The organism is Gordonia bronchialis DSM 43247 (assembly GCF_000024785.1).
Taxonomy (GTDB): Bacteria; Actinomycetota; Actinomycetes; order Mycobacteriales; family Mycobacteriaceae; genus Gordonia; species Gordonia bronchialis.
On sequence record NC_013441.1, the window covers coordinates 1433532 to 1458222 of the forward strand.

At 67.2% G+C, this 24691-nt stretch carries 23 protein-coding genes and 2 pseudogenes; 21 read left to right on the forward strand and 4 right to left on the reverse strand.

The genetic code is table 11. The features are described 5' to 3' along the window. The first annotated feature begins 54 nt into the window (after positions 1-54). The 14 genes and pseudogenes from GBRO_RS06715 (at position 55) to GBRO_RS06780 (ending at position 15994) form a co-directional block, all read left to right on the forward strand. Positions 55-1581: a cell division protein PerM gene (locus tag GBRO_RS06715; RefSeq protein ID WP_012833219.1), complete on the forward strand. Its 1527-nt coding sequence runs from the start codon at positions 55-57 to the stop codon at positions 1579-1581. Between the two features lie 188 nt (positions 1582-1769). Continuing rightward, positions 1770-2351 carry a phosphoribosylglycinamide formyltransferase gene (purN, locus tag GBRO_RS06720; protein WP_218565800.1) on the forward strand — a complete coding sequence of 194 codons (582 nt, stop codon included), beginning with the start codon at positions 1770-1772 and terminating at the stop codon, positions 2349-2351. Next, positions 2348-3940 (forward strand): bifunctional phosphoribosylaminoimidazolecarboxamide formyltransferase/IMP cyclohydrolase, encoded by a 1593-nt coding sequence (gene purH / locus GBRO_RS06725; RefSeq protein WP_012833221.1) that lies wholly within the window; start codon positions 2348-2350, stop codon positions 3938-3940. Before purN ends, purH begins: the two co-directional genes overlap by 4 nt. Beyond that, the gene (locus GBRO_RS06730; RefSeq protein WP_012833222.1) at positions 3927-4670 is read left to right on the forward strand and encodes a sulfite exporter TauE/SafE family protein; all 744 of its coding nucleotides are present in this window, start codon (positions 3927-3929) and stop codon (positions 4668-4670) included. The genes purH and GBRO_RS06730 overlap by 14 nt, the downstream gene beginning before the upstream one ends. 216 nt (positions 4671-4886) lie before the next feature. After that, positions 4887-6251 carry an LLM class flavin-dependent oxidoreductase gene (locus GBRO_RS06735; protein WP_012833223.1) on the forward strand — a complete coding sequence of 455 codons (1365 nt, stop codon included), beginning with the start codon at positions 4887-4889 and terminating at the stop codon, positions 6249-6251. Positions 6252-6945: 694 nt separating this feature from the next. After that, a complete protein-coding gene (locus GBRO_RS06740) occupies positions 6946-7809 on the forward strand; it encodes an ABC transporter permease (protein WP_012833225.1) in 864 nt (287 codons plus the stop codon). A gap of 8 nt (positions 7810-7817) precedes the next feature. Then, positions 7818-8873, forward strand: coding sequence for a taurine ABC transporter substrate-binding protein (locus tag GBRO_RS06745; protein ID WP_012833226.1), 1056 nt, complete (start codon positions 7818-7820; stop codon positions 8871-8873). Beyond that, complete coding sequence (locus GBRO_RS06750; protein WP_012833227.1) at positions 8851-9681, forward strand: ABC transporter ATP-binding protein; 831 nt, start codon at positions 8851-8853, stop codon at positions 9679-9681. The genes GBRO_RS06745 and GBRO_RS06750 overlap by 23 nt, the downstream gene beginning before the upstream one ends. A 247-nt stretch (positions 9682-9928) precedes the next feature. Then, the gene (locus GBRO_RS06755) at positions 9929-10849 is read left to right on the forward strand and encodes a TauD/TfdA dioxygenase family protein (RefSeq protein WP_012833228.1); all 921 of its coding nucleotides are present in this window, start codon (positions 9929-9931) and stop codon (positions 10847-10849) included. 199 nt (positions 10850-11048) lie between these two features. Beyond that, a pseudogene (locus GBRO_RS06760) lies at positions 11049-11427 on the forward strand (ArsR/SmtB family transcription factor). Next, a complete protein-coding gene (locus GBRO_RS06765; RefSeq protein WP_012833229.1) occupies positions 11424-11912 on the forward strand; it encodes an SRPBCC family protein in 489 nt (162 codons plus the stop codon). Before GBRO_RS06760 ends, GBRO_RS06765 begins: the two are co-directional and overlap by 4 nt. After that, positions 11909-12493 (forward strand): maleylpyruvate isomerase family mycothiol-dependent enzyme, encoded by a 585-nt coding sequence (locus tag GBRO_RS06770; RefSeq protein WP_012833230.1) that lies wholly within the window; start codon positions 11909-11911, stop codon positions 12491-12493. The genes GBRO_RS06765 and GBRO_RS06770 overlap by 4 nt, the downstream gene beginning before the upstream one ends. Positions 12494-12520: 27 nt before the next feature. Then, a complete protein-coding gene (locus tag GBRO_RS06775) occupies positions 12521-13963 on the forward strand; it encodes a sigma 54-interacting transcriptional regulator (protein WP_012833231.1) in 1443 nt (480 codons plus the stop codon). A gap of 27 nt (positions 13964-13990) precedes the next feature. Beyond that, on the forward strand, positions 13991-15994 hold the full coding sequence (locus GBRO_RS06780; protein ID WP_012833232.1) for a vWA domain-containing protein: 2004 nt from the start codon (positions 13991-13993) through the stop codon (positions 15992-15994). Positions 15995-16003: 9 nt separating this feature from the next. Here GBRO_RS06780 and GBRO_RS24645 read toward each other — a convergent pair whose 3' ends face one another. Both GBRO_RS24645 and GBRO_RS24650 read right to left on the reverse strand, forming a co-directional pair. Beyond that, positions 16004-16198 (reverse strand): hypothetical protein, encoded by a 195-nt coding sequence (locus GBRO_RS24645; protein WP_012833233.1) that lies wholly within the window; start codon positions 16196-16198, stop codon positions 16004-16006. Next, positions 16195-16611 (reverse strand): hypothetical protein, encoded by a 417-nt coding sequence (locus tag GBRO_RS24650; protein ID WP_012833234.1) that lies wholly within the window; start codon positions 16609-16611, stop codon positions 16195-16197. Before GBRO_RS24650 ends, GBRO_RS24645 begins: the two co-directional genes overlap by 4 nt. A gap of 128 nt (positions 16612-16739) precedes the next feature. Between GBRO_RS24650 and GBRO_RS06790 the strand changes: the two genes are divergently transcribed. Next, complete coding sequence (locus GBRO_RS06790; protein WP_012833235.1) at positions 16740-17393, forward strand: DUF1707 SHOCT-like domain-containing protein; 654 nt, start codon at positions 16740-16742, stop codon at positions 17391-17393. A 13-nt stretch (positions 17394-17406) separates the two neighbouring features. Here GBRO_RS06790 and GBRO_RS06795 read toward each other — a convergent pair. Continuing rightward, a pseudogene (locus tag GBRO_RS06795) lies at positions 17407-18335 on the reverse strand (AEC family transporter). Between the two features lie 82 nt (positions 18336-18417). Between GBRO_RS06795 and GBRO_RS06800 the strand changes: the two are divergent. The 4 genes from GBRO_RS06800 (at position 18418) to GBRO_RS06815 (ending at position 21097) form a co-directional block, all read left to right on the forward strand. Further along, positions 18418-19047 carry a DUF4190 domain-containing protein gene (locus GBRO_RS06800; protein ID WP_012833237.1) on the forward strand — a complete coding sequence of 210 codons (630 nt, stop codon included), beginning with the start codon at positions 18418-18420 and terminating at the stop codon, positions 19045-19047. A 132-nt stretch (positions 19048-19179) separates the two neighbouring features. Further along, a complete protein-coding gene (locus tag GBRO_RS06805; protein WP_012833238.1) occupies positions 19180-20028 on the forward strand; it encodes a DUF4190 domain-containing protein in 849 nt (282 codons plus the stop codon). Between the two features lie 145 nt (positions 20029-20173). Continuing rightward, positions 20174-20347 carry a 50S ribosomal protein L32 gene (rpmF, locus tag GBRO_RS06810; RefSeq protein WP_012833239.1) on the forward strand — a complete coding sequence of 58 codons (174 nt, stop codon included), beginning with the start codon at positions 20174-20176 and terminating at the stop codon, positions 20345-20347. Between the two features lie 132 nt (positions 20348-20479). Continuing rightward, on the forward strand, positions 20480-21097 hold the full coding sequence (locus tag GBRO_RS06815; RefSeq protein WP_012833240.1) for a trimeric intracellular cation channel family protein: 618 nt from the start codon (positions 20480-20482) through the stop codon (positions 21095-21097). A gap of 79 nt (positions 21098-21176) precedes the next feature. On the opposite strand, the gene GBRO_RS06820 is transcribed toward GBRO_RS06815, so the two are convergent. Continuing rightward, a complete protein-coding gene (locus GBRO_RS06820) occupies positions 21177-21947 on the reverse strand; it encodes an SDR family oxidoreductase (protein WP_012833241.1) in 771 nt (256 codons plus the stop codon). 158 nt (positions 21948-22105) lie between these two features. Here GBRO_RS06820 and GBRO_RS06825 point away from each other — a divergent pair, with 158 nt between their 5' ends. Together GBRO_RS06825 and GBRO_RS06830 are read left to right on the forward strand one after the other, a co-directional pair. Continuing rightward, positions 22106-23038 (forward strand): AurF N-oxygenase family protein, encoded by a 933-nt coding sequence (locus GBRO_RS06825; RefSeq protein ID WP_012833242.1) that lies wholly within the window; start codon positions 22106-22108, stop codon positions 23036-23038. Continuing rightward, positions 23038-24621 carry a 4Fe-4S binding protein gene (locus GBRO_RS06830; RefSeq protein ID WP_012833243.1) on the forward strand — a complete coding sequence of 528 codons (1584 nt, stop codon included), beginning with the start codon at positions 23038-23040 and terminating at the stop codon, positions 24619-24621. Before GBRO_RS06825 ends, GBRO_RS06830 begins: the two co-directional genes overlap by 1 nt. The last annotated feature ends 70 nt before the right edge of the window (positions 24622-24691 follow it).

Genomic DNA, 24691 nt, shown 5'->3' on the forward strand with positions numbered 1-24691 from the left:
TGACGCGGCGCGTCTACGAGGCACGCGAGAACGATCGTGCGAACCTCGTAATCGATGCCCACCTTCTCCACGACGCAGACCACCGAGAACCTGGCGTCGCAGCTGCGCCGGCTGCGGCGATCCCATCGTGCGCAACGGGATGCGTCGGACGGGTCGGCACGCGAACTCGTGCTGGTGGCCTTCGCGGTCCCCGCGATCGCGCTGGTGGTGCTGGCCATCGTGGTCCTGACCGTCCTGCTGATGGCGGGCAGTTCGATGACCGGGCTCGGTACCGCGGTCGCCTCCTGTTGGCTCGCCATTCACCAGGTGCCGGTGACGCTCAGCGGCGTGACGATCGGTGTGCTGCCGCTGCTGCCCACCCTCGTGGTGGTGGCTGCCACCGGACGGTTGTGCGCGCGGGCCGCGCACGGGCGTCGCGCGCCGTCGGAACTGGTGGCGGTGGCGCTGTCGGCAGTGGCCGGGCCCTTGCTGATCACGGCGATGTCGTTGGCCGTGGTGATGGACGGGGCCACGGTGCTGCCCGTCCAATCGCCGAATCCGCTGCTCGCCTTTGCCTACACGCTCGGCATTCATGTGGCCGGCGCCGTCGGGGGGATCGCCTGGAGTCGCCGACGCGACCCGGCGCTTCGTCGTCGGCTGTCCGCGGCCGACCGTCGCGGTGTCCGATGGGGGCTGGCTGCGGTACTCATGCTTTTCGTCGTCGGCGCGGTGCTGGTGACGGTGCGGCTGGTGATGCGCCACGACATGCTGGGACAGCTGCTCGAGACCGGCAACGGCTTCGACGGTTACCTCGGGCTGACGATGCTCTCGCTGCTGTATCTCCCCAACCTGATGGTCGGTGCGGTCGCGGTGCTCGTCGGGTCCGACGCCCACGTCGGGTCGGCCGGCTTCGATCTGTTCGCGGTCCACGGTGGTCCGCTCCCGCCGGTACCGGTGCTGGCCGTCCTGCCCGATGTGCCGGGGGCGGGAAGCCTGGGACTGCTCGGTTTCGTGGTCCCGCTGGCGGTCGCCGGAGTCGTCGCCTGGCGGTGCCGTGACATCGATCCGCTCGCCAACGTGCGTTCGGTGGGGGTCGCCGGTGCCGTTGCGGCATCGATCATCGCGGTCCTGAGCGCCGTCGCGGGCGGGCAACTCGGCGAGTTCGGCGACGTCGGTATCACCGTGTCATCGGCGTGTGTGTACACCCTCGGCTGGATCGTCGTGGTCGGCATGCTCACCGCGGTCATCTACGGGTTGCTGCCGGCGACCAGACTCGCGCGCGCCGACGCCGTCGACGCGTCTGACCCCCTGCCCGACTGGGACGACGAATCCTTCGACGACGACTACGTGATCGTCAGTGACGCCGAGCTCGACGGTGAGTACGGGGACGACGGCGAGTACGGCGACGAGTACGACTATGAAGATGAGGACGTCGTCGACGACCCTGATGACGCCGACGACCATGATGACGCCGACGACGAGCCATCGGAGCCCGAGCCAGCGCCGCGCCCGCGCGCGGGTGTGCGTCCCGAGGACCTGGAGATCCTCGATGACGACGAGGCCTACGATCTGTATCCGGCGAATCGTCGGGGTGACGGCTGAGCCGAGGCTTCGCGTTCTGTATGACGTTTGGTTCGGAATCCGGACCTTTTGTCATACGGAACGCAAACGCCGACGACAGGACCGCCACCAACCCCCGATCGGCGTCGCCGAGCGCTCCGACTACGCTCAATGCCGTGATCACCGCCCCCGATTCGGCTACGCCGGGCCGCCGCGTATCCGTGGTGGTGATGGCCTCGGGGACCGGGTCGCTGCTGGGATCACTGCTCGATCGCGCGGCCGCGCCCGCCACACCGTTCGACATCGCGGCCGTGGTGACCGATCGCGAATGCCGTGCGGAACAGATTGCCGCGGAGCGCGGCATCGCGCACATCCGCTGCCGGCTCGGTGATCATCCCGATCGCGCGGCCTGGGATCGCGCACTGACCGAATCCGTCGCCGCATACGCCCCCGAATGGGTGGTGACCGCCGGCTTCATGAAGATCCTCGGGCCGGAGTTCCTCGCTTGCTTCGGCGGACGGGTGGTCAACAGTCATCCCGCGTTGCTGCCGTCGTTTCCCGGTGCGCACGGTGTGGCCGAGGCGCTGGCCTACGGGGTGAAGGTGACCGGCGCGACGGTGCATCTCGTCGACGACGGCATCGATACCGGACCCATCCTGGCCCAGCAGGTCGTCGAGGTGGAGCCCGACGACGACGTGGACACCCTGCACGAACGAATCAAGACGGTGGAGCGTGTTCTGCTCGCCGACGTGGTGACGGCCCTCGTCACCCATGGAGTTGACATCGACGGACGAAAGGCCCGCATTCCGTGAACGCCACTGATCCCGCACGCCCCCAGCAATCCGCCGCCCGGCGGCCGATCCGCAGGGCACTGGTGAGTGTCTACGACAAGACGGGTCTGGTGGATCTGGCGACCGCACTGCACGCTGCGGGGGTGGAACTGGTGTCCACCGGGTCCACCGCCAAGACCATCGCGGGGGCGGGGGTGCCGGTGGTGGAGGTGTCGGAGGTGACCGGGTTCCCCGAGTGCCTCGACGGCCGGGTGAAGACGCTGCACCCCAACGTGCACGCCGGGATGCTCGCCGACACCCGCAAGGACTCCCACGTCGCCCAGCTCGACGAATTGGGCATCGCCGCTTTCGATCTGATGGTCGGCAACCTGTACCCGTTCACCGAGACGGTGGCCTCGGGCGCCGGCCCCGACGAGTGCATCGAGCAGATCGACATCGGTGGCCCGGCCATGGTGCGCAGCGCCGCCAAGAACCATCCGTCGGTGGCGGTCGTCGTCGATCCCGTCGACTACGCCGCCCTGACCGACGCCGTCGGTGCCGGCGGATTCACCCTCGCGCAGCGACAAGCACTGGCCGCCAAGGCTTTCCGTCACGTCGCCGATTACGACGTGGCGGTCGCGGAGTGGATGTCGACGGTGGTCGCGCCGGCCGCCGAGCATCCCGAGTTCCCCGAGTGGACCGGTGCGACCTGGACTCGGTCCGCGGTGTTGCGGTATGGCGAGAACCCGCATCAGGCGGCTGCGCTGTACCTCGACAACGCGTCCGGCGGCGGTCTGGCGAATGCCGAACAGTTGCACGGCAAGGAGATGAGTTACAACAACTACACCGACTCCGACGCCGCGTGGCGCAGCGCACACGACTTCGACGCCCCGGCGGTCGCGATCATCAAGCACGCCAACCCATGTGGGATCGCCGTCGGCGCCGACATCGCCGAGGCCCATCGCAAGGCGCACGCCTGCGACCCGGTCAGCGCCTACGGTGGCGTGATCGCAGCAAACCGTGAGATCACTGTCGAGATGGCCGAGCAGGTCGCGGAGATCTTCACCGAGGTCATCATCGCGCCCGGCTTCGCCGATGGCGCGCTGTCGGTGCTGACGCGCAAGAAGAACATCCGGGTGCTCGTCGCGACACCACCGACCGGCGGCGGTCTGGAGACCAAACCTGTTTCGGGCGGCCTGCTCGTCCAGCAGCGCGATGTTCTCGACGCCGACGGTGACAACCCGGCCAACTGGACGCTCGCCGCCGGCGAGGCCGCCGATGCCGCCACCCTAGCCGACCTCGAGTTCGCTTGGCGCGCGTGCCGTTCGGTGAAGTCCAATGCGATTCTGCTGGCGTCGGACGGCGCATCGGTCGGCGTGGGTATGGGGCAGGTCAATCGCGTCGACTCCGCGCATCTCGCCGTCACGCGTGCCGGTGACCGGGCCGCCGGCAGCGTCGGTGCCTCCGATGCGTTCTTCCCCTTCCCGGACGGCCTGCAGGTGCTGTTGACCGCCGGCGTGAAAGCGGTTGTGCAGCCCGGCGGTTCGATCCGCGACAACGAGGTCATCGCGGCGGCCGCGGACGCCGGTGTGACCCTGTACCTCACCGGGGCACGGCATTTCGCTCACTGACCTGGCTCTGCTGGTCGTCGCCGGATTCGGCGCCGGCCTGATCGGCTACATCACCGGCCTGGCGTCGGTGGTCAGCTACCCGGCTCTGCTCGCCGTCGGTCTGCCACCGATCGCGGCGAACGTTACCAACACCGTCGCCCTTGTCGCGGTGGGAGTGGGCAGTACGGCCCAGTCGGGTCGCGCATTACTCGACGGCGATCGTCGTCAACTCGTCGGAGGCAGCATCGCGTCGTTGATCGGCGGCGTGGCCGGGGCGGTGCTGCTGCTGGTGACACCGGCCGGGGCGTTCGAGGTGATTGTGCCCTATCTCGTCGCGATCGCCGCGATTGCCCTTCTGGTGCAACCGATGCTGCGGCGATGGGCCACCAGCCACGAGGACCGGCCCTGGGTGTTCGTGGTCGGGGTGGCGATCATCGGCATCTACGGCGGGTACTTCGGCGCCGGTGCCGGCATCATGATCCTGGCGCTGCTCCTGGTGGTCACCAGCGAACCGTTATGGCGTGCGGCACTGTCGAAGTCGCTGTTCCTCGGAATCGCCAACACCGTGGCCGCGGTCGGATTCATGATCTTCGGCCCGGTGCACTGGTGGGCGGCACTGGCGATGGCGATCGGGTGCCTGCTGGGCGGGTGGTGCGGCCCGCCGGTGGTGAAACGACTGCCCGCCGGGCCCCTGCGTATCGCGGTGGGACTCGGCGGGCTGGGTCTGGCGTTGTGGCTGGGCCTGCGCTGAGCCACGGTGGGGACCACTAAGCGCCGTGGCGTGAGTGGCTTGCCGTTCTCGTCAGTGTCCGGGCCGTGATCGCGAAGGGCAACACCCGGTAGGGGATCAGGAACGAAAGGTTCACGGTGCGTAGAAGGATTCACCCGTGCCGTGATGATGGTCAGCATGGCTGTAGCGGCCCATCGGAATCCTCCGGAGCCCCACCGAAAGGACCCTGCCCACAACATGTCTCGACAATTGCATCTGAACGCCTTCGTGATGGGCGTCGGCCACCACGAAGCAGCGTGGCGGCACCCGCGCACCGACGAGCGGCGACTGCTCGATCCGCGCCACTACATCGAGGTGGCGCGGATCGCCGAGCGTGGACTGCTGGACTCGGTGTTCTTCGCGGATGTACTCGCCGTCGGACCCAACGTCGCACGCAATTCGCAGCAGGTGTTCGAGCCGATCACCCTGTTGTCGGCGATCGCGACGGCGACCGAACGCATCGGACTGATTGCCACAGCGTCGACGAGTTACAACCATCCGTACTCGTTGGCCCGCGCCTTCGCCTCGCTGGAGCACATCAGCGGGGGCCGCGCGGGATGGAACGTGGTGACCTCCGCGACCCGTGACGAGGGACGCAACTTCGGCGTCGACGACACCGTCGCCCATGCCGACCGGTACGTGCGTGCCGAGGAATTCGTCGACGTCGTCACCGCACTGTGGGAGAGCTGGGAGCCGGATGCGCTTCGCCTCGACGCGGATGCCGCGACCTTCGCCGAGCCGGGCAAGGTCCACACCCTCGACCACCGCGGTGCACACTTCGCGGTCCGCGGGCCGTTGAATTCGCCGCGTTCACCGCAGGGCAGACCCGTTCTGGTGCAGGCGGGTTCATCGGAGGCCGGGAAGGAACTCGCGGCCCGGATCGCCGAGGTGGTGTTCACTGCGCAACGGTCGGTCGCCGACGGGGTCGCGTTCTACGACGATCTCAAAGCCCGTGCTCGGCGGTACGGACGGGGCCGCGACGACATCGCCATCCTGCCCGGCGTGGTGCCCTACCTCGCCGACACCGAGGCGCAGGCGCGCGAGCTCGAACGTGAGTTCACCGACCTCATCTCACCCGACTACGCACTCGGCCAGCTGTCCGGCTTCTTCGGATTTGACCTTACCGGAATCGATCTCGATGACCGGCTACCACCGCTGCCCGCAGAGACCGACATCGAGGGCCACAAGAGCCGCTCCAGCCTGGTGCGCGCACTTGCGCTGAGCGAGGACCTGACCGTCCGCCAACTCATCGGGCGACTCGGCGGAGGGCGCGGGCACCGCACCTTTGCCGGGACACCGGAACAACTCGCCGACGACCTGATCGGTTGGGTCGATGCCGGGGCCGCGGACGGCTTCAACATCATGCCGCCCTACCTGCCGGGCGGGCTCACCGACTTCGTCGACCGTGTGGTCCCGATCCTGCAGGACCGCGGGCGTTTTAGGACCGAGTACTCCGCGACGACACTCGCCGGGCACTACGGATTGGTCCGTGGCACAGCGGATTCGGGGAGCGCGGGCGACCGGGCGCCGGTGGGTGAGCGTGAGTCTGTGCTCGTCGAGTAGCGTCCGTCTGCAGGTCATGTCGCCTCGTCCTGCTGGGCGAGCCACGGCGACGAGTGACTGAGATCGGGCCCCTGACGGCTCACATCGGGATTATTCCCGAGGTGACCGCTCAGGGGCCCGTCGTCAGTCATTTCCGATTCGGCCCGTCGGCGTTCGGGTGTCCTGATGCTGGGAAAGCGTTGGTGACGAAAAGTGGAAGACCCGAATGCTTCTCAGAATTGGCCGGGTGTTGCGCCGTGAAACTGAACCGCCCGTGGTGGTGGGCGGCGACCCGAGAGTGTCGGCGATCGGTTGGGTTCTGGTTGCGGACATGGTTGTCTCGCTTGTGGTTTCGACACGCGGCGGACTCGCAAGCTCGTCCGACGCGGCTCAACCAGCATTGGGGGTGGGCGGCACGACCAGCATATGGGTTGGGCGGCTCAACCAGCAGGTGGGGTTGGGCGGCTCGACCAGCAGGTGGGGGGTTGGGCGGCTCGACCAGCAGGTGGGGGGCGGCTCGACCAGCAGGGGGTGGGGGCGGTGCGTCCGGCAGGTGAGCATAAGGGATGCTCGGTCGGGCAGGGATGAGGTCTCCTGCCGGGGAGGGGAAGGACGGCCCCACCATTGACGGAGCCCAACGCCAACTCGGAATCGTCTTTTGATCATCGAGAAGCAAACTCTGTCCAGGTTGCGGTGGCCAGGCTACTAATTTCCGGTGACCTTGTTTGTCGACATCACGCCGGAGGAGTCCGGCGACCAAGCGCCGGTGCGGGGCCCGTCGGGTTCCCGGTGGCGGCGAGCCGCGACGACGATCGGGCTCCCGCTCGTGTCGCTCGCGGTCTTCCTCGTGGCGTGGCAGATCGCCGCCGTCTCCGGGATCTGGACCGAGACCTTTGTGCCCCGGCTGGGCACGGTGTGGGATGCCTTCGTCGACATGTCGACGACGCACGACGGAGTCCGCGGCTACGCCGACTACTTCTGGTGGGAACACCTGTACATGACCCTGCGGCGGGTGGCCGCCGGTGTCGTCATCGGGGTGGCGATCGGGGTGACGCTGGGGTTGGCCATGGGCACCATCGGCTGGCTGCGCAGGCTGCTGGAACCGTGGCTCACGTTTCTGCGCGCCCTGCCGCCGTTGGCCTACTTCTTTCTGCTGGTGATCTGGCTCGGCATCGACGAGGCACCCAAGGTGACCCTGCTGGCGCTGGCCGCTCTGCCACCGGCCGCGGTGGCCACCACGGCCGCCGTCAGCGCCGCGCCGCTGGGGTTGATCGAGGCCGCCCGAGCGCTCGGTGCACGTCGCCGAGAGGTCATCACCGATGTGGTGATACCGTCGGCGCTGCCCGAGACCTTCACCGGCATAAGGCTTTCGGTGGGTATCGCGTACTCGTCGGTGGTCGCCGCCGAACTGTTCAACGGAATTCCCGGGATCGGCGGCGTCGTCAAGGACGCCAGCAACTACAACAACACTCCCGTCGTGCTGGTCGGCATCGCCCTCATCGGCTTGTCCGGTCTCGTCATCGACGGTGTTCTACGGGCAATCGAGCACCGAGTGGTGCCGTGGCGAGGAAAGGTCTGAGGAGACACGTGAACATCACCCGATCGAGGAGAACCCTGACTGCCGTGATCGGCGCGCTGGGCGCGCTGATTCTCGTGGTCACCGGCTGCTCCGTGGACCATTCCGGACAGGACGATTCCAAACCCACCATTCGCCTTGCCTACCAGGCGTTTCCGAGCGGAGACCTGATCGTCAAGAACAACCGCTGGCTCGAAGACGCGCTGCCGGGCTACAACATCAAGTGGACCAAGTTCGACTCCGGCGCCGACATCAACACCGCCTTCGTGGCGGGTGAGGTCGACTTCGCCGCGATCGGGTCGTCGCCGGTGGCGCGCGGACTCTCGGCACCGCTGAACATCGCCTACCAGGTCGCCTTCGTCCTCGACGTCGCCGGCGACAACGAGGCACTCGTGGCGCGAAATGGCACCGGTATCAACACGATCGCCGATCTCCGCGGCAAGAAGGTGGCGACCGCGTTCGCGTCCACCGCGCACTACAGCCTGCTCGCTGCGCTGAATCAGGCCGGGGTGGACCCCAAGGATGTGGATCTCATCGACCTGCAGCCGCAGGCCTCTCTGGCGGCATGGAAGCGCGGGGACGTGGACGCCGTCTACACCTGGCTGCCCACGCTCGACGAACTGCGCAAGGACGGAAAGACTCTCATCGCGAGCCGGGAGCTGGCCACCGCCGGCAAGCCGACCCTGGATCTCGGGGTGGTGTCGACGGCCTTCGCCAAGGATCATCCCGATGTGGTCGACACCTGGCGTCAGGTGCAGGCGCGGGCGCTGACGCTCATCAAGACCGATCCGGATGCCGCCGCGACAGCCGTCGCGGCACAACTGAACACCTCCAAGGAGGATGCGGCCAACCAGCTCAAGCAGGGCACTTATCTGACCGTTGCCGAACTGACCTCGCCGACCTGGCTCGGCGTCGACGGCCGGCCGGGCAATGTGGCCGAGAACCTGCACAGCGCAGCGGTGTTCCTCGCCGAGCAGAAGCAGATCCCGGCCGCGCCGCCGCTGTCGACCTTCCAGTCCGCCATCTACACAAGGGGATTGCCGAGTGTCGTCGACCAACAGCGCTGACGTGATCGAGGGCGCCACCTCCGGCCCGGGAGCGGTCGCCCCGGGAACGATCAGCCTGCGCAACGTTTCTCAGCGGTACGGCAAGGGTGCCGACGAGGTGACCGCGGTCGGCCCTGTCGATCTCGACATCCCGTCGGGCGAGTTCCTGGTCTTGGTCGGGGCGTCGGGCTGCGGGAAGTCGACGCTGCTGCGTCTGATCGCGGGTTTCGAGTCGGCCACCGTCGGGGAGGTGAGCGTCTCCGGCGGCAGGCCGCTGCCGGGGGTGACCTCGGGCGTGGTCTTCCAACAGCCGCGGCTGTTCCCGTGGCGATCGGTCGGCGGCAACGTGGAGCTCGCCCTCAAGTACGCGCGGGTGCCCAAGTCCGACCGTCGGGAACTGCGTGATCAGCTACTCGAACGTGTCGGACTGGAAGGGACTGCCCGACGGCGCATCTGGGAGATCTCGGGTGGTCAGCAGCAACGCGTGGCCATCGCCCGCGCACTCGCCGGCCAGACGTCGTCGTTGCTGCTCGACGAACCGTTCGCCGCGCTCGACGCCCTGACGCGAGAACGCCTGCAGGAGGACCTGCGGGCGGTCAGTTCGGACCTGGGCCGTACCAACGTGTTCGTCACGCACAGCGCCGACGAGGCAGCGTTCCTGGGCTCCCGGATCGTGGTGTTGACCAGCCGCCCCGGCCGCGTTGCGCTCGACATCACCTCGCCGTTGCCGCGGACCGGTGTGGCACCCGACGAGCTGCGCGGCTCGCCGGAGTACGCGGAATTGCGGGCCCAGGTCGGTGCGGCCGTCAAACAGGCGGCCGCGGCCTGAGCCGGACTTTCGATCGCACTGGCGCAAAGGGTGTGCGCTGATCGGATCGGCCGCTAGAAATGCCTGGTGAGAGTGATCCGGCCGAGTCGAGCCGGAGCCGAGACGGCGGGAGGTGTGAGATGAGCCGACACGATGCGTGTCACGCGATGAATTGGTCGGACGGGTCACACCATGGGTCGCCGCCCCGCGTCCGCTGATCCGACGCCCCCGCATCCTCGACACGTCCCAGCTCCGGGAGGGAACCCTCATGACCATTTCTGCTCAATCCGTAACCACCGCCCCCACCAGCGGCATCATCTCGTCCGGCATCGTCTCCTCCGGTGTCGAACTCGACGTCGACGAGTTCGGACCCAGCTTCGGTGCCGAGCTGCGCGGCATCGACGTCGCCTCGGCCTCCGACGACGAGGTCCGCGCCATTCGCCGCGCGCTCATCGAGTACAAGGTGATCGTGCTGCGCAATCAGCACCTCGACGACGCCGCCCACATCGAGTTCGGCCGCCGGCTGGGCGATCTGACCGTGGGACATCCGGTCTGGGACAGCGGGGACGTACCCGACGAGGTGTACTCGCTCGACAGTGCCGACAACGGTTTCGCCGACGTCTGGCACACCGACGTCACGTTCATGCCGCGGCCGCCGATGGGGTCGATCCTGCGTCCGGTTGTGTTGCCCCGCAACGGTGGTGACACCAACTGGGCCGACGCCGAACTGGCCTATCTGTCGCTGTCGGAGCCGGTGCGCACCCTGATCGAGGGATTGCGGGCCGTTCACGACGGCAGCCGTGAGTTCGGGTACTACCTCAAGCAGCGCCGGGGTGGCAAGGGCAACGAATGGGACGGCCGCGAGGTCACCGAACTGCCCCCCGTCACCCATCCGGTGGTGCGTGTGCATCCCGAGACCGGGCGCAAGTCACTGTTCGTCAACCCGGGTTTCACCTCCCACATCGAGGGTGTCTCCGACGCGGAGAGCCGCGGCATCCTCGATCTGCTGTACGCGCATCTGACCAAGCCGGAGCATATCGTACGGCACCGGTGGCGCCTGGGCGATCTGGTGTTGTGGGACAACCGCAACACCCTGCACTACGCCAATCGCGACTACGGCGACAACCGTCGGGTCATGCACCGCATCACGCTGCGTGGCGACGAGCCGGTGGGGCCGTCCGCCGCCTGATCACGCGCGTCAACCGTCCAGAAAGGTCACCGCTGCGGGTGCCGGTGTGCACCGGTGCAGGTCTGCCTGCTCAGCGGTGACCTTTCTGTACGTCGATCCCTTATTCAACCAAAGGGTTGACAAAGATTCGGATGCCGCGCAGACTCGTACTCAACCAAATGGTTGAATACAGACCAGATGGTGAAGGTGAGGGGCCGAGATGACCGATCAGCTGTCCAAGGTGTTCGCCGCACTGGCGGATCCCACGCGTCGCGACATGGTGGCGCGGCTGACCGACGCGGATGCGACGGTCGGGCAGCTGGCGCAACCGTATGACGTGAGGCATCCAGGCGGTGTCGAAGCATCTGAAGGTGCTCGAAGACGCCGGACTGGTGACACGCACCCGGGAGGCCCAGACCCGACCGGTGCACCTGGAAGCGGAGGTGTTCGACCTCATGACCAAGTGGATCGAGCGGTATCGCCGGCGAGCGGAGGAGCGCTATCAGCGTCTCGACGCCGTGCTGGCGGAGATGAACGACGGCCCCGCGGCAACCGGCGGCGAGGCCGAACAACCCGACACCGAAGGACAGGCATCATGAGCAGCACCCGTTACCCCGAGGCCACCATCGAAGCCGACAAGGAGGTGCCGATCATCCGGATCACCCGCGACTTCCGTGGCACCCCAGCGCAATTGATGAAGGCCCACACCGACCCGGAGCTGTTCGTCCGGTGGATCGGCCCCGACGCCATCAGCAGTCGCATCGTCGACTGGGATGTCCGCGACGGCGGCAGCTGGCGCTATGTCTCCAGTCACGACGGTCAGGAGTTCGGCTTCCGTGGCTGCTTCCACACCGTTGGTGAGGACAAGATCGTGCAGACCTTCACCTTCGAGGGCATGCCCGACCAGGTTTCGCTGGAGACCCTCTGGTTCGAGGACCTCGGCGACGGCACCACGCGACTGCACGCACAGTCACTCTGCGACAGCTTCGAAGCGCGTGACGGCTGGCTCGCGTCGGGCATGGAAGTCGGTGTCAACGAGGGCTACGCCACGCTCGACAAGCTCATCGCCGAGGGTGAAGTGTGATCGTGAATCTCACGGAACTCTCTGCGGCACAACGTCATCAGCAGGTCAGTAGGCACTTCGGTGACGTCGTGTCCGCGGTGGGCGACTGGGACGCGCCGTCGCCGGTGGACGGTTGGGCGGCACGCGATGTTGTCGGACACCTCGTCGAATGGTTCCCCGGGTTCCTCGCCGGTGGTGGCGTGTCACTGCCGGCGGGGCCGTCGGTCGTCGACGATCCGGCCGGAGCGTGGGCGGCTCGTGCGGCCGCGGTGCAGACGTTGCTCGACGGTCCCGGCGCCGACGCCGATTTCACGCACCCGATGGCCGGCACGCATCGGCTCGAAGATGCCATCGACCGCTTTTACACCGCCGATGTCTTCATGCACACCTGGGATCTCGCCGAGGCGGCCGGTGTGGCTGCCGACCTCGATCCCGGATACGCCCGGCAACTGCTCGACGGAATGACGGGGATCGAGGAGATGCTGCGCGCGTCGGGGCAACACGGACAACCGGTCGCCGTGCCCGACGACGCCGACCCCGTCACCCGCCTGGCCGGATTCATCGGGCGCGATCCGCACTGGCGATCGAGCGCCGCCGAGTGAGGTCACCAGGCACAGTTGCGGAGTACCGTGGACGGGGTGCCAGAGGATTTCACCACACACACCTCCCAGACCACCGAGACCCGCCATCCGTCGCCCCGCACCCTGGGTGAACTGCGCGCGAGTGGTCACATCCAACGCAGCATCCGCGACGAGATCCGCCACAACCTGCTGAACGCGCTCCGCGCGGGCGACGACCCGTGGCCGGGCATCGTGGGTTTCGAGGCGACGGTGCTCCCGCAGCTCGAGCGGGCGCTGATCGCCGGCCACGACGTCGTGATGCTCGGTGAGCGCGGTCAGGGAAAGACGCGCATCCTGCGCACGCTGGTCGGGCTGCTGGACGAGTGGACGCCGGTGATCGCCGGTTCCGAACTCGGCGAGCATCCGTACGAACCGATCACGCCGGCCTCGATCCGCAAGGCCGCCAACCTGCTCGACGACCTGCCCATCGAATGGCGTCACCGCAGTCAGCGTTACAGCGAGAAGCTGGCCACCCCGGACACGTCGGTGGCCGATCTCGTCGGCGACATCGATCCGATGAAGGTGGCCGAGGGTCGCAGTCTCGGTGATCCCGAGACCATCCACTTCGGGCTCATCCCGCGCGCCCACCGGGGCATCGTCGCGATCAACGAGCTGCCCGACCTCGCCGAGCGCATCCAGGTCTCGATGCTGAATGTGATGGAAGAGCGCGACATCCAGGTGCGCGGGTACACGCTGCGACTGCCGCTCGATGTCCTCGTGATGGCCAGCGCCAACCCCGAGGACTACACCAACCGCGGCCGCATCATCACCCCGCTCAAGGACCGCTTCGGTGCCGAGATCCGCACGCACTACCCGCTGGAGCTCGACGACGAGATCGCGGTGATCGAGCAGGAGGCCGACCTCACCGCATCCGTGCCGACCTTCATCACCGAGATCCTGGCCCGGTTCACCCGCTATGCCCGCGACCATCCGTCCATCGACCAACGATCCGGCGTGTCCGCACGCTTCTCCATCGCCGGTGCCGAAACCGTTGCCGCAGCGGCACTTCACCGCGCGGCGGTGGCCGGCGAGGAGCAGGCCGTCGCCCGCGTCGTCGATCTCGAGTCGGTGGTGGAGGTGTTGCGGGGCAAGATCGAGTTCGAGTCCGGCGAGGAGGGGCGCGAACTGGAGATCCTGGAGCACCTGCTGCGAAAGTCGGTGGCCGACACCGTCCGCGCACACCTGGGTGGCATCGACATGGCGCCGCTCGTCGGCGCGCTGGAGGAGGGCGAGCCCGTCGTCACCGGCGACCGGGTCACCGCCACCGACTTCCTCGGCTCCATCCCGGCGCCGGAGACGACGGCCGGCGTGCTCGACGAGATCGCCGAGCGGCTCGACGCCGATGCCGAGGGTGAGCGCGCCAGCGCCGTCGAACTTGCCTTGGAGGGCCTCTACCTGGCCCGCCGGATCGGCAAGGAGGCCGATGAGACCGGACAGACGCTGTATGGCTGAGTTGTCGGCCTTCTACTAGGAGAACTCATGGCGCGCAAGGGTTTCCACCGATCACGCTATCAGCGCTACACCGGCGGTCCCGATCCGCTGGCACCCCCGGTCGATCTCCGGGAGGCGCTCGGTGAGATCGGTGACGACGTGATGGCCGGGGTGTCGCCGCAGCGTGCGCTGCGCGAGTTCCTGCGGCGCGGTACGCAGAACATGCGTGGCCTGGACAAGCTGCGCGAGCAGGTGAACCGGCGTCGGCAGGAACTCCTCAAGCGACGCAACCTCGACGGCACCTTCGCCGAGATCCGCGAGTTGCTCGACCGCGCCGTTCTCGAGGAACGCAAACAACTCGCCCGTGACCTCGACGACGACGCCCGGTTCGCCGAGATGCAGATCGGGAGCCTCCCGGCGTCGACCGCGCAGGCCGTCGAAGAACTCGCCGACTACGAATGGCGTTCGCGGCAGGCCCGGGCGGACTACGAGAAGATCAAGGACCTGCTCGGCCGCGAACTGCTCGACCAGCGTTTTGCCGGCATGAAACAGGCCCTCGAAGGTGCCACCGAGCAAGACCGGCAACGTATCTCGGAGATGCTGGCCGACCTGAACAAGCTTCTCGACGCACACAACCGTGGTGAGGACACCACGCAGCAGTTCGAGGAGTTCATGGATGCCCACGGGGAGTACTTCCCCGAGAATCCGCGCAACACCGACGAACTCATCGATTCGCTGGCGCAGCGCGCCGCCGCGGCGCAGCAGTTCTACAATTCGCTGACACCCGACCAGCGTGCCGAACTCGACCAGCTCGCCCAACAGGCGTTCGGTTCACCGGACCTGATGAGTCAACTGGCGCAGATGGATTCGGCGTTGCGGCAGGCCCTGCCGGGGCTGGACTGGGATGACGCGCAATCCTTCTCCGGTGATCAGCCGATGGGTCTGGGGGAGGGGGCGGCTGCGCTGCGCGACATCTCCGAACTCGAAGCGCTCTCCGAGCAGTTGTCACAGCAGTACGCGGGCGCGCAGATGGACGACATCGACCTCGATGCGCTTGCCCGTCAGCTGGGCGACGAGGCCGCGGTGGATGCCCGCACGCTGCAGGAATTGGAGCGGGCGCTCAATGAGGAGGGCTTCTTCGATCGCACGTCCGACGGTCAGCTGCGGCTGAGTCCGAAGGCGATGCGGCAGTTGGGGCAGACGATCTTCCGTGATGTCGCCGAACAGCTCAGCGGGCGCCGTGGCGATCGTCAGACGCGACGCAGCGGACTACTCGGTGAGCCGTCGGGTGCCACGCGCGAGTGGGTGTTCGGTGACACCGATCCGTGGGATGTCACCCGTACCGTGTCGAATGCGGTGTTGCGCACCATCTCCGAGAGCACCGAACCGGCGTTGGCCAGCGCCGAGATGGCCCGCGACGGGGTGCGGATCACCGTGCGCGACGTCGAGGTCGCCGAGACCGAGAGCCGCACCCAGGCCGCGGTGGTCCTGCTCGTGGACACTTCCTTCTCGATGGAGATGGAAGGTCGCTGGACGCCGATGAAGCGCACCGCGATCGCGCTCAACCATCTGATCTCCACCCGATTCCGCAGCGACGAACTGCATCTCATCGCGTTCGGACGCTACGCCCGCTCGATCGACATCGCCGAACTGACCGGACTGCAACCACGGATGGAGCAGGGCACCAACCTGCACCATGCACTACTTCTCGCGCAGCGTCATCTGCGTCGATTCCCCAATGCGCAGCCGGTGGTCCTGGTCGTCACCGACGGTGAGCCGACCGCACATCTCGATCCCAGCGGCGAACCGTTCTTCTTCTACCCACCGCACCCGCAGACGATCGCTCTGACCGTGCGCGAACTCGACCACGTTGCACGACTCGGTGCGCAGGTCACCTTCTTCCGGCTCGGTGAGGACCCGGGGCTGGCCCACTTCATGGACCAGATCGCGCGGCGGATCGGCGGACGGGTGGTGGCACCCGACGTGGACGGACTCGGTGCGGCCGTCGTCGGCGACTATCTGCGCTCCCGCCGGGGTCGTCGGCGCGGCTGAGACCCTCGCTCAGCGTCGTGCGGAGCGCGCTCCCACCACCCACAGCACGATCCCGATGATCGTGAGCAGGAAACCGAAGCCTCCGCCGAGGATGGCGATCATTCCGGCGGCCGCGGCGAATACCTGACGGCCGGTCAAGGCGGGCGCGGCGAAGGTCTGCTCGTCGCAGGTGATGGTGTAGCTGCCGTCCACCGGGATCGTCACGGTGCGAAAGGTTTCGATGGACTGCCCGTCGTGGTGGATGGTCGAGGTGACGTCGGGCCCGGACTGCACCGGTGCGGGACGTCGAAGCGGCAATTGGGTCGACGGGAAGCGTCCTCGCCGGCGAACAGTTGCAGCGAGTCGCCTGCCGAGAAGGATCGCGTGGCGGTGGTGTTGATCTCGAAGACGTTGTCGGTCTGGGAAGCGACCTTGCCGAAGCCGAAGACGGCGAGCACGACCCCCGCCGCGACACAGCCGACCAGGATGATGACGCCGATCCAGGTCATCCACTTGCCCGCCCGCCGCATGCCGGATCGGTTCTTGGTCGGCGGCGGCCCGTAGGGCTGGTAGCCGGCCGGACCGTAGGGTGCGGCCGGCGGTACCGGCGGGTGATCGGGATCGGCGGGCGAATTCATGGCGAATCTCCTCGGCAGGGTGCTGCCGATTATGCCCGCAGTCCGACTGATTCGCGGGGCACCTCGGGGACGATTCAGGGTGATCTCGGGGTGGTCGGCCCGGCCGGTCGACCGTTAGGCTGGTGAACGTGTCAACTCCCGGGGAACTGCCTCCGCCCGACGACCGGCGTGCCCGACTGCGCGCCGCCGACGCCGACCGTGAGCTCGTCCACGAGATCCTCTCGGCCGCCATGGCCAACGGGAATCTCTCGCCCGACGAGTACGAGGAGCGCGCCGGTAAAGCGGTGATGGCCAAGACCTTTGGTGATCTCGACGAATTGACCGACGATCTGCCGGTGGCTCAACTCGGGGTGGTGATGCCGTCGTGGTCGGCCGTCGGCGATCGGCCGCCGGCGGTCGCGGGCACCAGAGTCAACTCCGCGTCGTCTCGTCGTCCCACCCATCACTCCTTCGCCCTGATGGCGGCCTCGGAGGTCAAGGGCAACGCCGTCGTCGACGACTCGCTGACCGCGACCGCGATCATGGGGGGCGTCGAGATCGATTTGCGGGCAGCGGAATTCACGTCCGGTCAGCTGACCATCCGATGTTTCGCGCTGATGGGCGGCATCGACATCGTGGTGCCCGACGACGTCACCGTGGAGATCAGCGGCATGGCCGTGATGGGAGGCTTCTCCAAACGCGCCGACGGTCAGGGCGCCCCGGGGGCTCCGTCGATCCGCGTCGTCGGCTTCGCTCTGATGGGTGGCGTGGACGTGAAACGCAAAGCGCGGGAAGAGGACTGACCCGCAGAGCCCCTCAGGCCAGCAGCACCGAGATGATGGCGATCGCCGGGATGGAGGCGAGCGTGGTGATCAGCGCGGTGTCGCGGGCTGGCCGCGACGGTAGCGGGTGGCGTACACCATCACGTTCTGCGCGGTCGGCAACGCGGCGATCACAACCTGCGCGAACAGCTGGTGGCCCGTCTGGCCGAAACCCCATCGGGCGATCACGTACACGAGTGTGGGCATCGCCAGCATCTTGAGGACGGTCGCGAGTGCGATGTCGCGGCGCGGGCTCTGACCCTTCTTGAAGACGGTCACGCCGGTCAGCGACAGCCCGAACGCCAGCAACGCCGCCGGCACCGACGCGTTGCCCAGCATCCTCAACGGTTCGAGGACCGGAGCGGGCGGCATCACGCCGACCATCGAGACGATCAGCCCCGCCACACCGCCGACGACGATCGGATTGGCCAGCGGAGTCACCACCACGTCACGGAGCAGCGAGCGATCGGCGCCGCGATCGAGTGCGGTGAGGTCCAGGGCGAGCAGCGCCATCGGGGAGTAGATGAGGATCTGGAACAGCAGCAGTGGGGCGATGAACGTCGCGTCGTCGAGCACGAAGATGGCGATCGGCAGACCGAGATTCACGCTGTTGACATACGACGACGACAACGCCCCGATGACCAGTTCGGGAACGGCGCGACGTAACCACAACCGGGCGACGAGCAGATAGAGCAGCCCGATGATCAGGGCGGCGCCGCCCGCGATGACCAGGGTGGACGAGAACACCACCGACAGGTCCGTGGTCACCAGTGACGCGAACAGCAGGGCCGGGGTGCAGACGAAGAAGACCAGGCGAGAGAGGACCTCGTGGGCGTGCTCACCCAGTAGGTGCGTCCGTCCGAGCACGTACCCTATGCCCACCACGATGAAGATGACGGTGAAGCCGGAGATGACGCCTGACACCGTCTGAGCGTATTCACTACCCTGAAGCACGAATCAACGGGTCGACCGCACCGAGTCCGGCCCAGGGGAGAGGACCGGACGAGTGACCAACCCGCAGGGACCGGAGTACGGGCGCGACCCAGACGACACCTGGAGTCCGGCCGCGCCGGCCGGCCAGCCCTACGCGCCGACGGAGTTGTCGCCGACCTATCAGAATCCATCCGACCCCTACGGTGCGGCGCCCGGCTACGCCCAGACGCCCGACCCGTATCTGACGAAGGATCCGTACGGCGCCAATCCGCAGCTGCCGCCGGTGGCCCCGCCCGGGTCGGACCCGTCGTACGGGCCCGGATATTCGACGCCGTATGGCGCCGGGTACACGCCGTACCCGCAATACGGGGCCGCGTCACACTACCCCTACGGAGCGTCGCCGTACGGGTATCCCCCGGTGGCGCAGTCCAACGGTCATGCCACGACGGCGCTGGTCTGCGGGATCGTCAGCCTGGTCAGTGTGTTCGTCCTGAGCTGCTTCTCGCTGCCGGTGTCCGGGCCGACCGGCATCGTCGCACTTGTGATGGGATTCAAGGCCCGCCGCGAGATCGAGGACTCGGTGGGTACCCAGACCGGGGGCGGCAACGCGCTGGCCGGACTCATCACCGGTGGCATCGGACTACTGCTCTCGGTGATCCTGACGGTGCTGATCATCGTGCTCTTCGCCGCCGAGTCGGTCTGACAGACGACACTTGGCGAGTTCACCCGGCAAACGGGGGTCGGTTGACTAGGGTTGACGGCGATGTGCCGCGCCAGCGGTGCCGAATCCTTTGCGCGCTCACAACGGGGGTTGCGCACTTCGAAAGGCAAGCCGATGACCAATCCGACCGGTGACCGGGACCCCGAGGACTCCACTCCCGGGGGCAACCCCGAATCCCACGAGCCGCCACCGTCGTCGCCGACGGGCGGGCCGACGCGCTTCATCAAGACCGGCCCGGGCGGACAGACCCCGCCGCCTTCGACCCCGCCGCCGTCCTATGGCCAGGGCACCCCGCCGCCGTCGTATGGCCAGGGCACGCCACCGCCGTCGTACGGCCAGGGGACCCAGCCGCCGTCGTATGACCCGACGCAGATCGGGACGCCGGGATCGTCGGGAACCCCGTCGTACGGTCAGGGGACCCAGCCGCCGTCGTACGACCCGACGCAGATCGGGACGCCCGGAGCGTCGGGAACCCCGTCGTACGGGACACCACCGCCGTCCTATGGCGATTCGGGGACACCGTCGTACGGTGACTCGGGCACGCCGTCGTACGGGACGCCTCCGTCCTACGGTGACTCAGGGACGCCGTCGTATGGAGCCGCGAGCACGCCGTCGTACGGAACGCCACCCGCGTCGCCGTATGGGCAGCCGGGATACGGGGCTGCCGGCTATCCGGGCGGAGTCGGTGCCACGCCACCCAAGACCAACCCGCTGGCGATCGCTTCGTTGGCGTGCTCGATCGCGGGCTTGGTATGTTGCGGCATCGTGAGTGTCGTCGGGCTGATCCTCGGCTTCGTGGCCCGCAAGCAGATCAGCGAGTCCAACGGGACACAGACCGGCGATGGGCTGGCTCTCGCCGGCATCATCGTGGGCGCCGTAGTCGTGGTCCTGTTCATCATCTATTGGGTGTTGGTGTTCGCCGGGGTCATCGGGAGCTTCGCGTTCGACGCCAGCACCAGCTGACGGTCCGTTTTGGAGGTTGCCGACCTCGCCGGGTAGTCTGGTGAGGTTGTGTGACGCGCCCTGGGGGCTGCAGGCGCACTGACCAGGGACAACAGTCGTGGCTGATGATCCCGGACGAATACCACCGTAGGAGAAGGGCTCAACCATGGCTGTACCGAAGCGCCGGATGTCGCGGGCCAACACCCGTAGCCGTCGTTCGCAGTGGAAGGCGGACAACCCCGCACTGCAGGAAGAGAAGATCAACGGCGTCTCGCAGCGCATCCCGCGTCGCCTGGTGAAGGCCGCTCGCGCCGGCCTCATCGATCTGGATCGCCGCTGAGCGCAGCCGCCTGACGGCTCGCACCGAGTCGTCTGCGACACGATTTCTCGACGACCGCCCCCGGAGACATTCACCGGGGGCGGTCGTTCGTGTCGGTGTACGCCCGCGCGGGCGGACTGACATCATGATCGGGTGCTGCTGGATGTGTTGAACTACGCGGGCATCGTGGTGTTCGCCGCATCGGGTGCCACCGTCGGCGTCCGCAAGGACTTCGACCTCTGGGGCATCGTCACGGTGGGTGTTCTCACGGGGGTGGGCGGCGGCATTCTGCGCGACGTGTTGTTGGGCCTCACCCCGCCCGCGTCGGTGCAGAACTGGACGCCGGTTCTGGTGGCGTTGCTCGCGAGCCTCCTCGCTTTCTTCTTCCATCCGGCTTTCAGTCAGCTGCGGCGCACGATCCTGGTGCTCGACGCCTTCGGGATGGGATTGTTCGCGACAACGGGTGCGGTGATCGCGCTCGATGTCCATGCCAGTCCGTTCGCGGCGACACTGGTGGGCCTGCTGACCGCGATCGGTGGCGGCATCCTGCGCGATGTGCTCGCCAACGACGTTCCCCTGCTGTTGCAGCCGGCCGATCTCTACGCGGTGCCCGCTGCGCTCGGAGCGACGGTGGTCGCTGTCGGCAGCACGAATACCGATGTCCCGCACTGGGTGTGGCTGATCGTCGGCAGTGTGCTCGCCACCGGGCTGCGGCTGGCCGGTCTTGCGTTCAAGTGGCGATTGCCGACGGCGCCGCGTCGTCGAAGCTGATTTGGGTCCATCACTCTTCTCCCAGATCCACCACCCTGGGACCCGGTGGGTTTGCCGAAAAGTGGTGGACGGAAACGGCCTACTGCGCGATCAGTTTGTTCACCGCGCGGTTGAGGACGTTGGGGATGAACTTCGCCGCGTTGCCGAGCACCAGGGTCTGGGCGCCCACCGAGTAGCTGGTGCGGTGCAGTAGTTTGTCCTGCCGGGTCGGGTGCACCGATTCCCACACCTTGTCGGCCACCTGCTCGGGGGTGATCCGCACGCCGAGCGTCTTGGTGGACTTGGCGTCGTTGGCGGCCAGCGCGGTCTTGGCCCACAGCGGCCAGATGCTGACGACTCGGATGTCGTCGTGCTCCCACTCGAGTTCCAGTGCCTCGGTGAGACCGGCGACAAAGAATTTGGTGGCTGAGTAGACGGCGATGCCGGGCTGCCCGTAGATCGCCGACGCCGAGGCGATGTTCACCAGATGTGAGCCGGGCGTCGCCTTGAGGTAGGGGTGGGCGGCCTGCGCACCGAGTGCGACGCCGAGCGCATCGATGTCGATCTGGCGCTTGATCGCGTCGGGATCGATCTCGGTGATCAGCCCCTCGTGCAGGATGCCGGCGTTGTTGTCGAGGACGTCGAGCTTCCCGCCGGTCGTCTCGGTGAACTCGCCGAGAGCGTGTGTCCACTGTGCTGAATCGCGTACGTCGAGTTCGCCGATGATCCAATCGGGGTGGTCGGCCTTGACCTGGTCGAGGGCTTCTTTGTTGACGTCGTAGACCCCGACTGTCCAGCCTTCCCGGCCGAACCGTTCTGCCGTGGCGAGTCCGATGCCCGCCGCGCCGCCGGTGATGAAAATCGATGACATATCCGTCTCCTGCTCTGACCTGCGTGGACGAGGCCCGTCCGCAAACTTACCGGTGAGTATATTCCGTGGTCTGTTTACCACGTCACACTCCAGTGCTATCGTTACAACATACGTTGTCATGACATCAAACGTTGTCACGATTTTGGGAGGCGAAGTCCATGACCGCCGCGATGGAGAACACCGATACCAGCGCCACCGTCATCAGCATGCGCGACCAGGGCACCCAGGAGGTGTCCGAGCGTCTGCTCGCCTCGGCTGCGCGTCTGTCGCGCAACGCCATGACCGAGATCGACTGGTCGCTGCCGATGGACCCCACCAAGTACGGATGCAGCCCGGAGTGGTCATCGCTGTACGGCACCGCCTACTGGGACGAGCTGACCGAGGAGCAGCGCATCTCGGTGACCCGCCACGAGTTCGCGTCGATCATGAACATCGGGATCTGGTTCGAGATGATCCTGCAGGAGATGGTGATCCGCGACCAGTACCTCGGTGCCTATCACAGCCCCGAGTTCCAGTTCGCGCTGACCGAGATCGCCGACGAATGCCGCCACTCCATCATGTTCGCCAAGGCGTCGGAGAAAATGGTCGGCACCTCCTATAAGCCCACCAAGTGGGTGGGCCGTCTGGGCAAGCTGTTCAAGCGGACCGCCAAGAACGAGGTGGCCTTCGCCGGCATCCTGGTGGCCGAGGAGGTCCTCGACGTCTTCCAGCGCGGCTGCATGCGCGATGACAGGGTCCTCGATTTCATCCGGACCGTCAACGAGATCCACGTGCTCGAAGAGTCCCGGCACATGAAGTTCGCGCGCGAAGAAGTGCGTGAGTCGATGGAGGGCGTCGGCTGGGCGCGTCGCCAGTTCAGCGGCTTGTACGTGGCCCTCGGTGCCTACTTCATCGTCACCAGCCTGGTGCAGAAACAGGCCTTCGCCGATGCCGGGCTCGACGCGGATCGTGCTGTGCGCGAGATGAATTCCAACTCGCACTTCCAGTCGATGATCCGTGGCAGCTGTGCACATCTGATGGAGTTCCTCGACGAGGTGGGTCTGCTCACCCGCCCGGCCATGCACTACTACCGGAAAGCGAACATGCTCTGATGTTCGTCATCACCCAATCATGTTGCAGCGATGCGGCATGTGTCTCGGTCTGCCCCGTCAACTGCATCCATCCGACGCCGGAGGAGCGTGGCTTCGGGTCGTCGGACATCCTGCACATCGACCCGGAGGCCTGCATCGACTGCGGCGCCTGCGCCGATGCCTGCCCGGTGGACGCCATCTATCCGGCCGATCGGCTCGGCACCCGCGACAAGGTGTTCATCGACATCAACGCCGACTTCTACAAGAACAACCCCGCTGTGAAGTCCGGATGGAGCAGCGTCGAGTACCCGGAGATCCCGAAACTCCCTGCCGGGCTGCGGGTCGCGCTGGTCGGAACCGGGCCGTCGGGCGGGTATGCGTTGCGTACTCTGCTCGATCGGACCGAGGCGCAGATCACCGTCATCGACAAGCTGCCCACGCCGGGTGGTCTCGTACGCGCCGGGGTGGCCCCCGACCATCCCGGCACCAAGGGTGTGCTGCGTGGCTTCGACCTGCTCTACCGCGACCCACGCGTCACTATGCTCACCAATGTGACGGTCGGCGAGGATGTCTCGCCCGCCGAGCTGGCCGAGCACTTCGACGCGGTGTTCTACGCCGTCGGCGCCAGTGAGTCCCGCAGGCTCGGCATCCCGGGTGAGGATCTCCCCGGCTCGACATCGGCCACCGACCTGGTTGCCTGGTACAACGCGGTGCCCGGTGCGGACGACGGACCGTCCATTCGCGGTGCCGCCGAAGGTGTTTCGGCCACCGGCCGTGCCGTGGTGGTGGGTACCGGCAACGTGGCGCTCGACGTGGCGCGGATCCTGGTGTCGCCGCCGGAGTTGTTGGCCACCACCGACATCGCCGACCGTGCCCTGCGCATACTGCGCGAGCAGAACGTGCACGAAGTGGTGCTGCTAGGTCGTCGAGACCCGGCCGCGGCAGCCTACACGGCGGCGGAATACCGTGCGCTGTCGGAGATCCCGGGTGTGCAGGTCGAGGTGATCGACGGCGCCGACGGCGTCACACCCGATTTCACCGCACCCGCCGAACCGGCCCGCCGTAGGATCGTCTTCCTGTTCCACTCGGCGCTCGAGGAGATCGTCGGGACCGAGGCCGTCGACTCGGTGCTCGTCCGCACCGGAGAGGGCATGCACAGCATCGTGACCGATCTGGTCGTCCGATCCATCGGCTACCGGTCGACGCCCATCCGCGGACTCGCCTTCGACGACGAGCGCGGCGTGTTCCCCAATGTCGACGGCCGGATGGTCGACGACGCGGGCGAGGTGATCCCCGGCGCGTACGTGCTCGGCTGGGCCAAGCGCGGCCCGAGCGGCGGGATCGGCGCCAACAAGATGTGCGCCGTGGCCACCGTCGAGGATTTCATTGATGACGCTGCTCACGGCAGGCTACGACGGACCACACATGATGCACGCGACTTCGGCGCCCTGGTGCGTCGCCGCGTCCGAACCGTCATCGGCTACCGGGGAATGCGCGCCATCGACCGCACCGAGCGGCGTCGGGGTGCGCAACAGGGACGTCCGCGGGTGAAGTTCACCAAGGTCGCCGACATGGTCGGCGCGGCGGGGTGGCGCAAGCGCTGAGTGGTCGCACCGCCGCGAGCGGGTCCGGTGAGCGCCTGACAACGCCGCCGTAACATCACGGCAAGTGGCA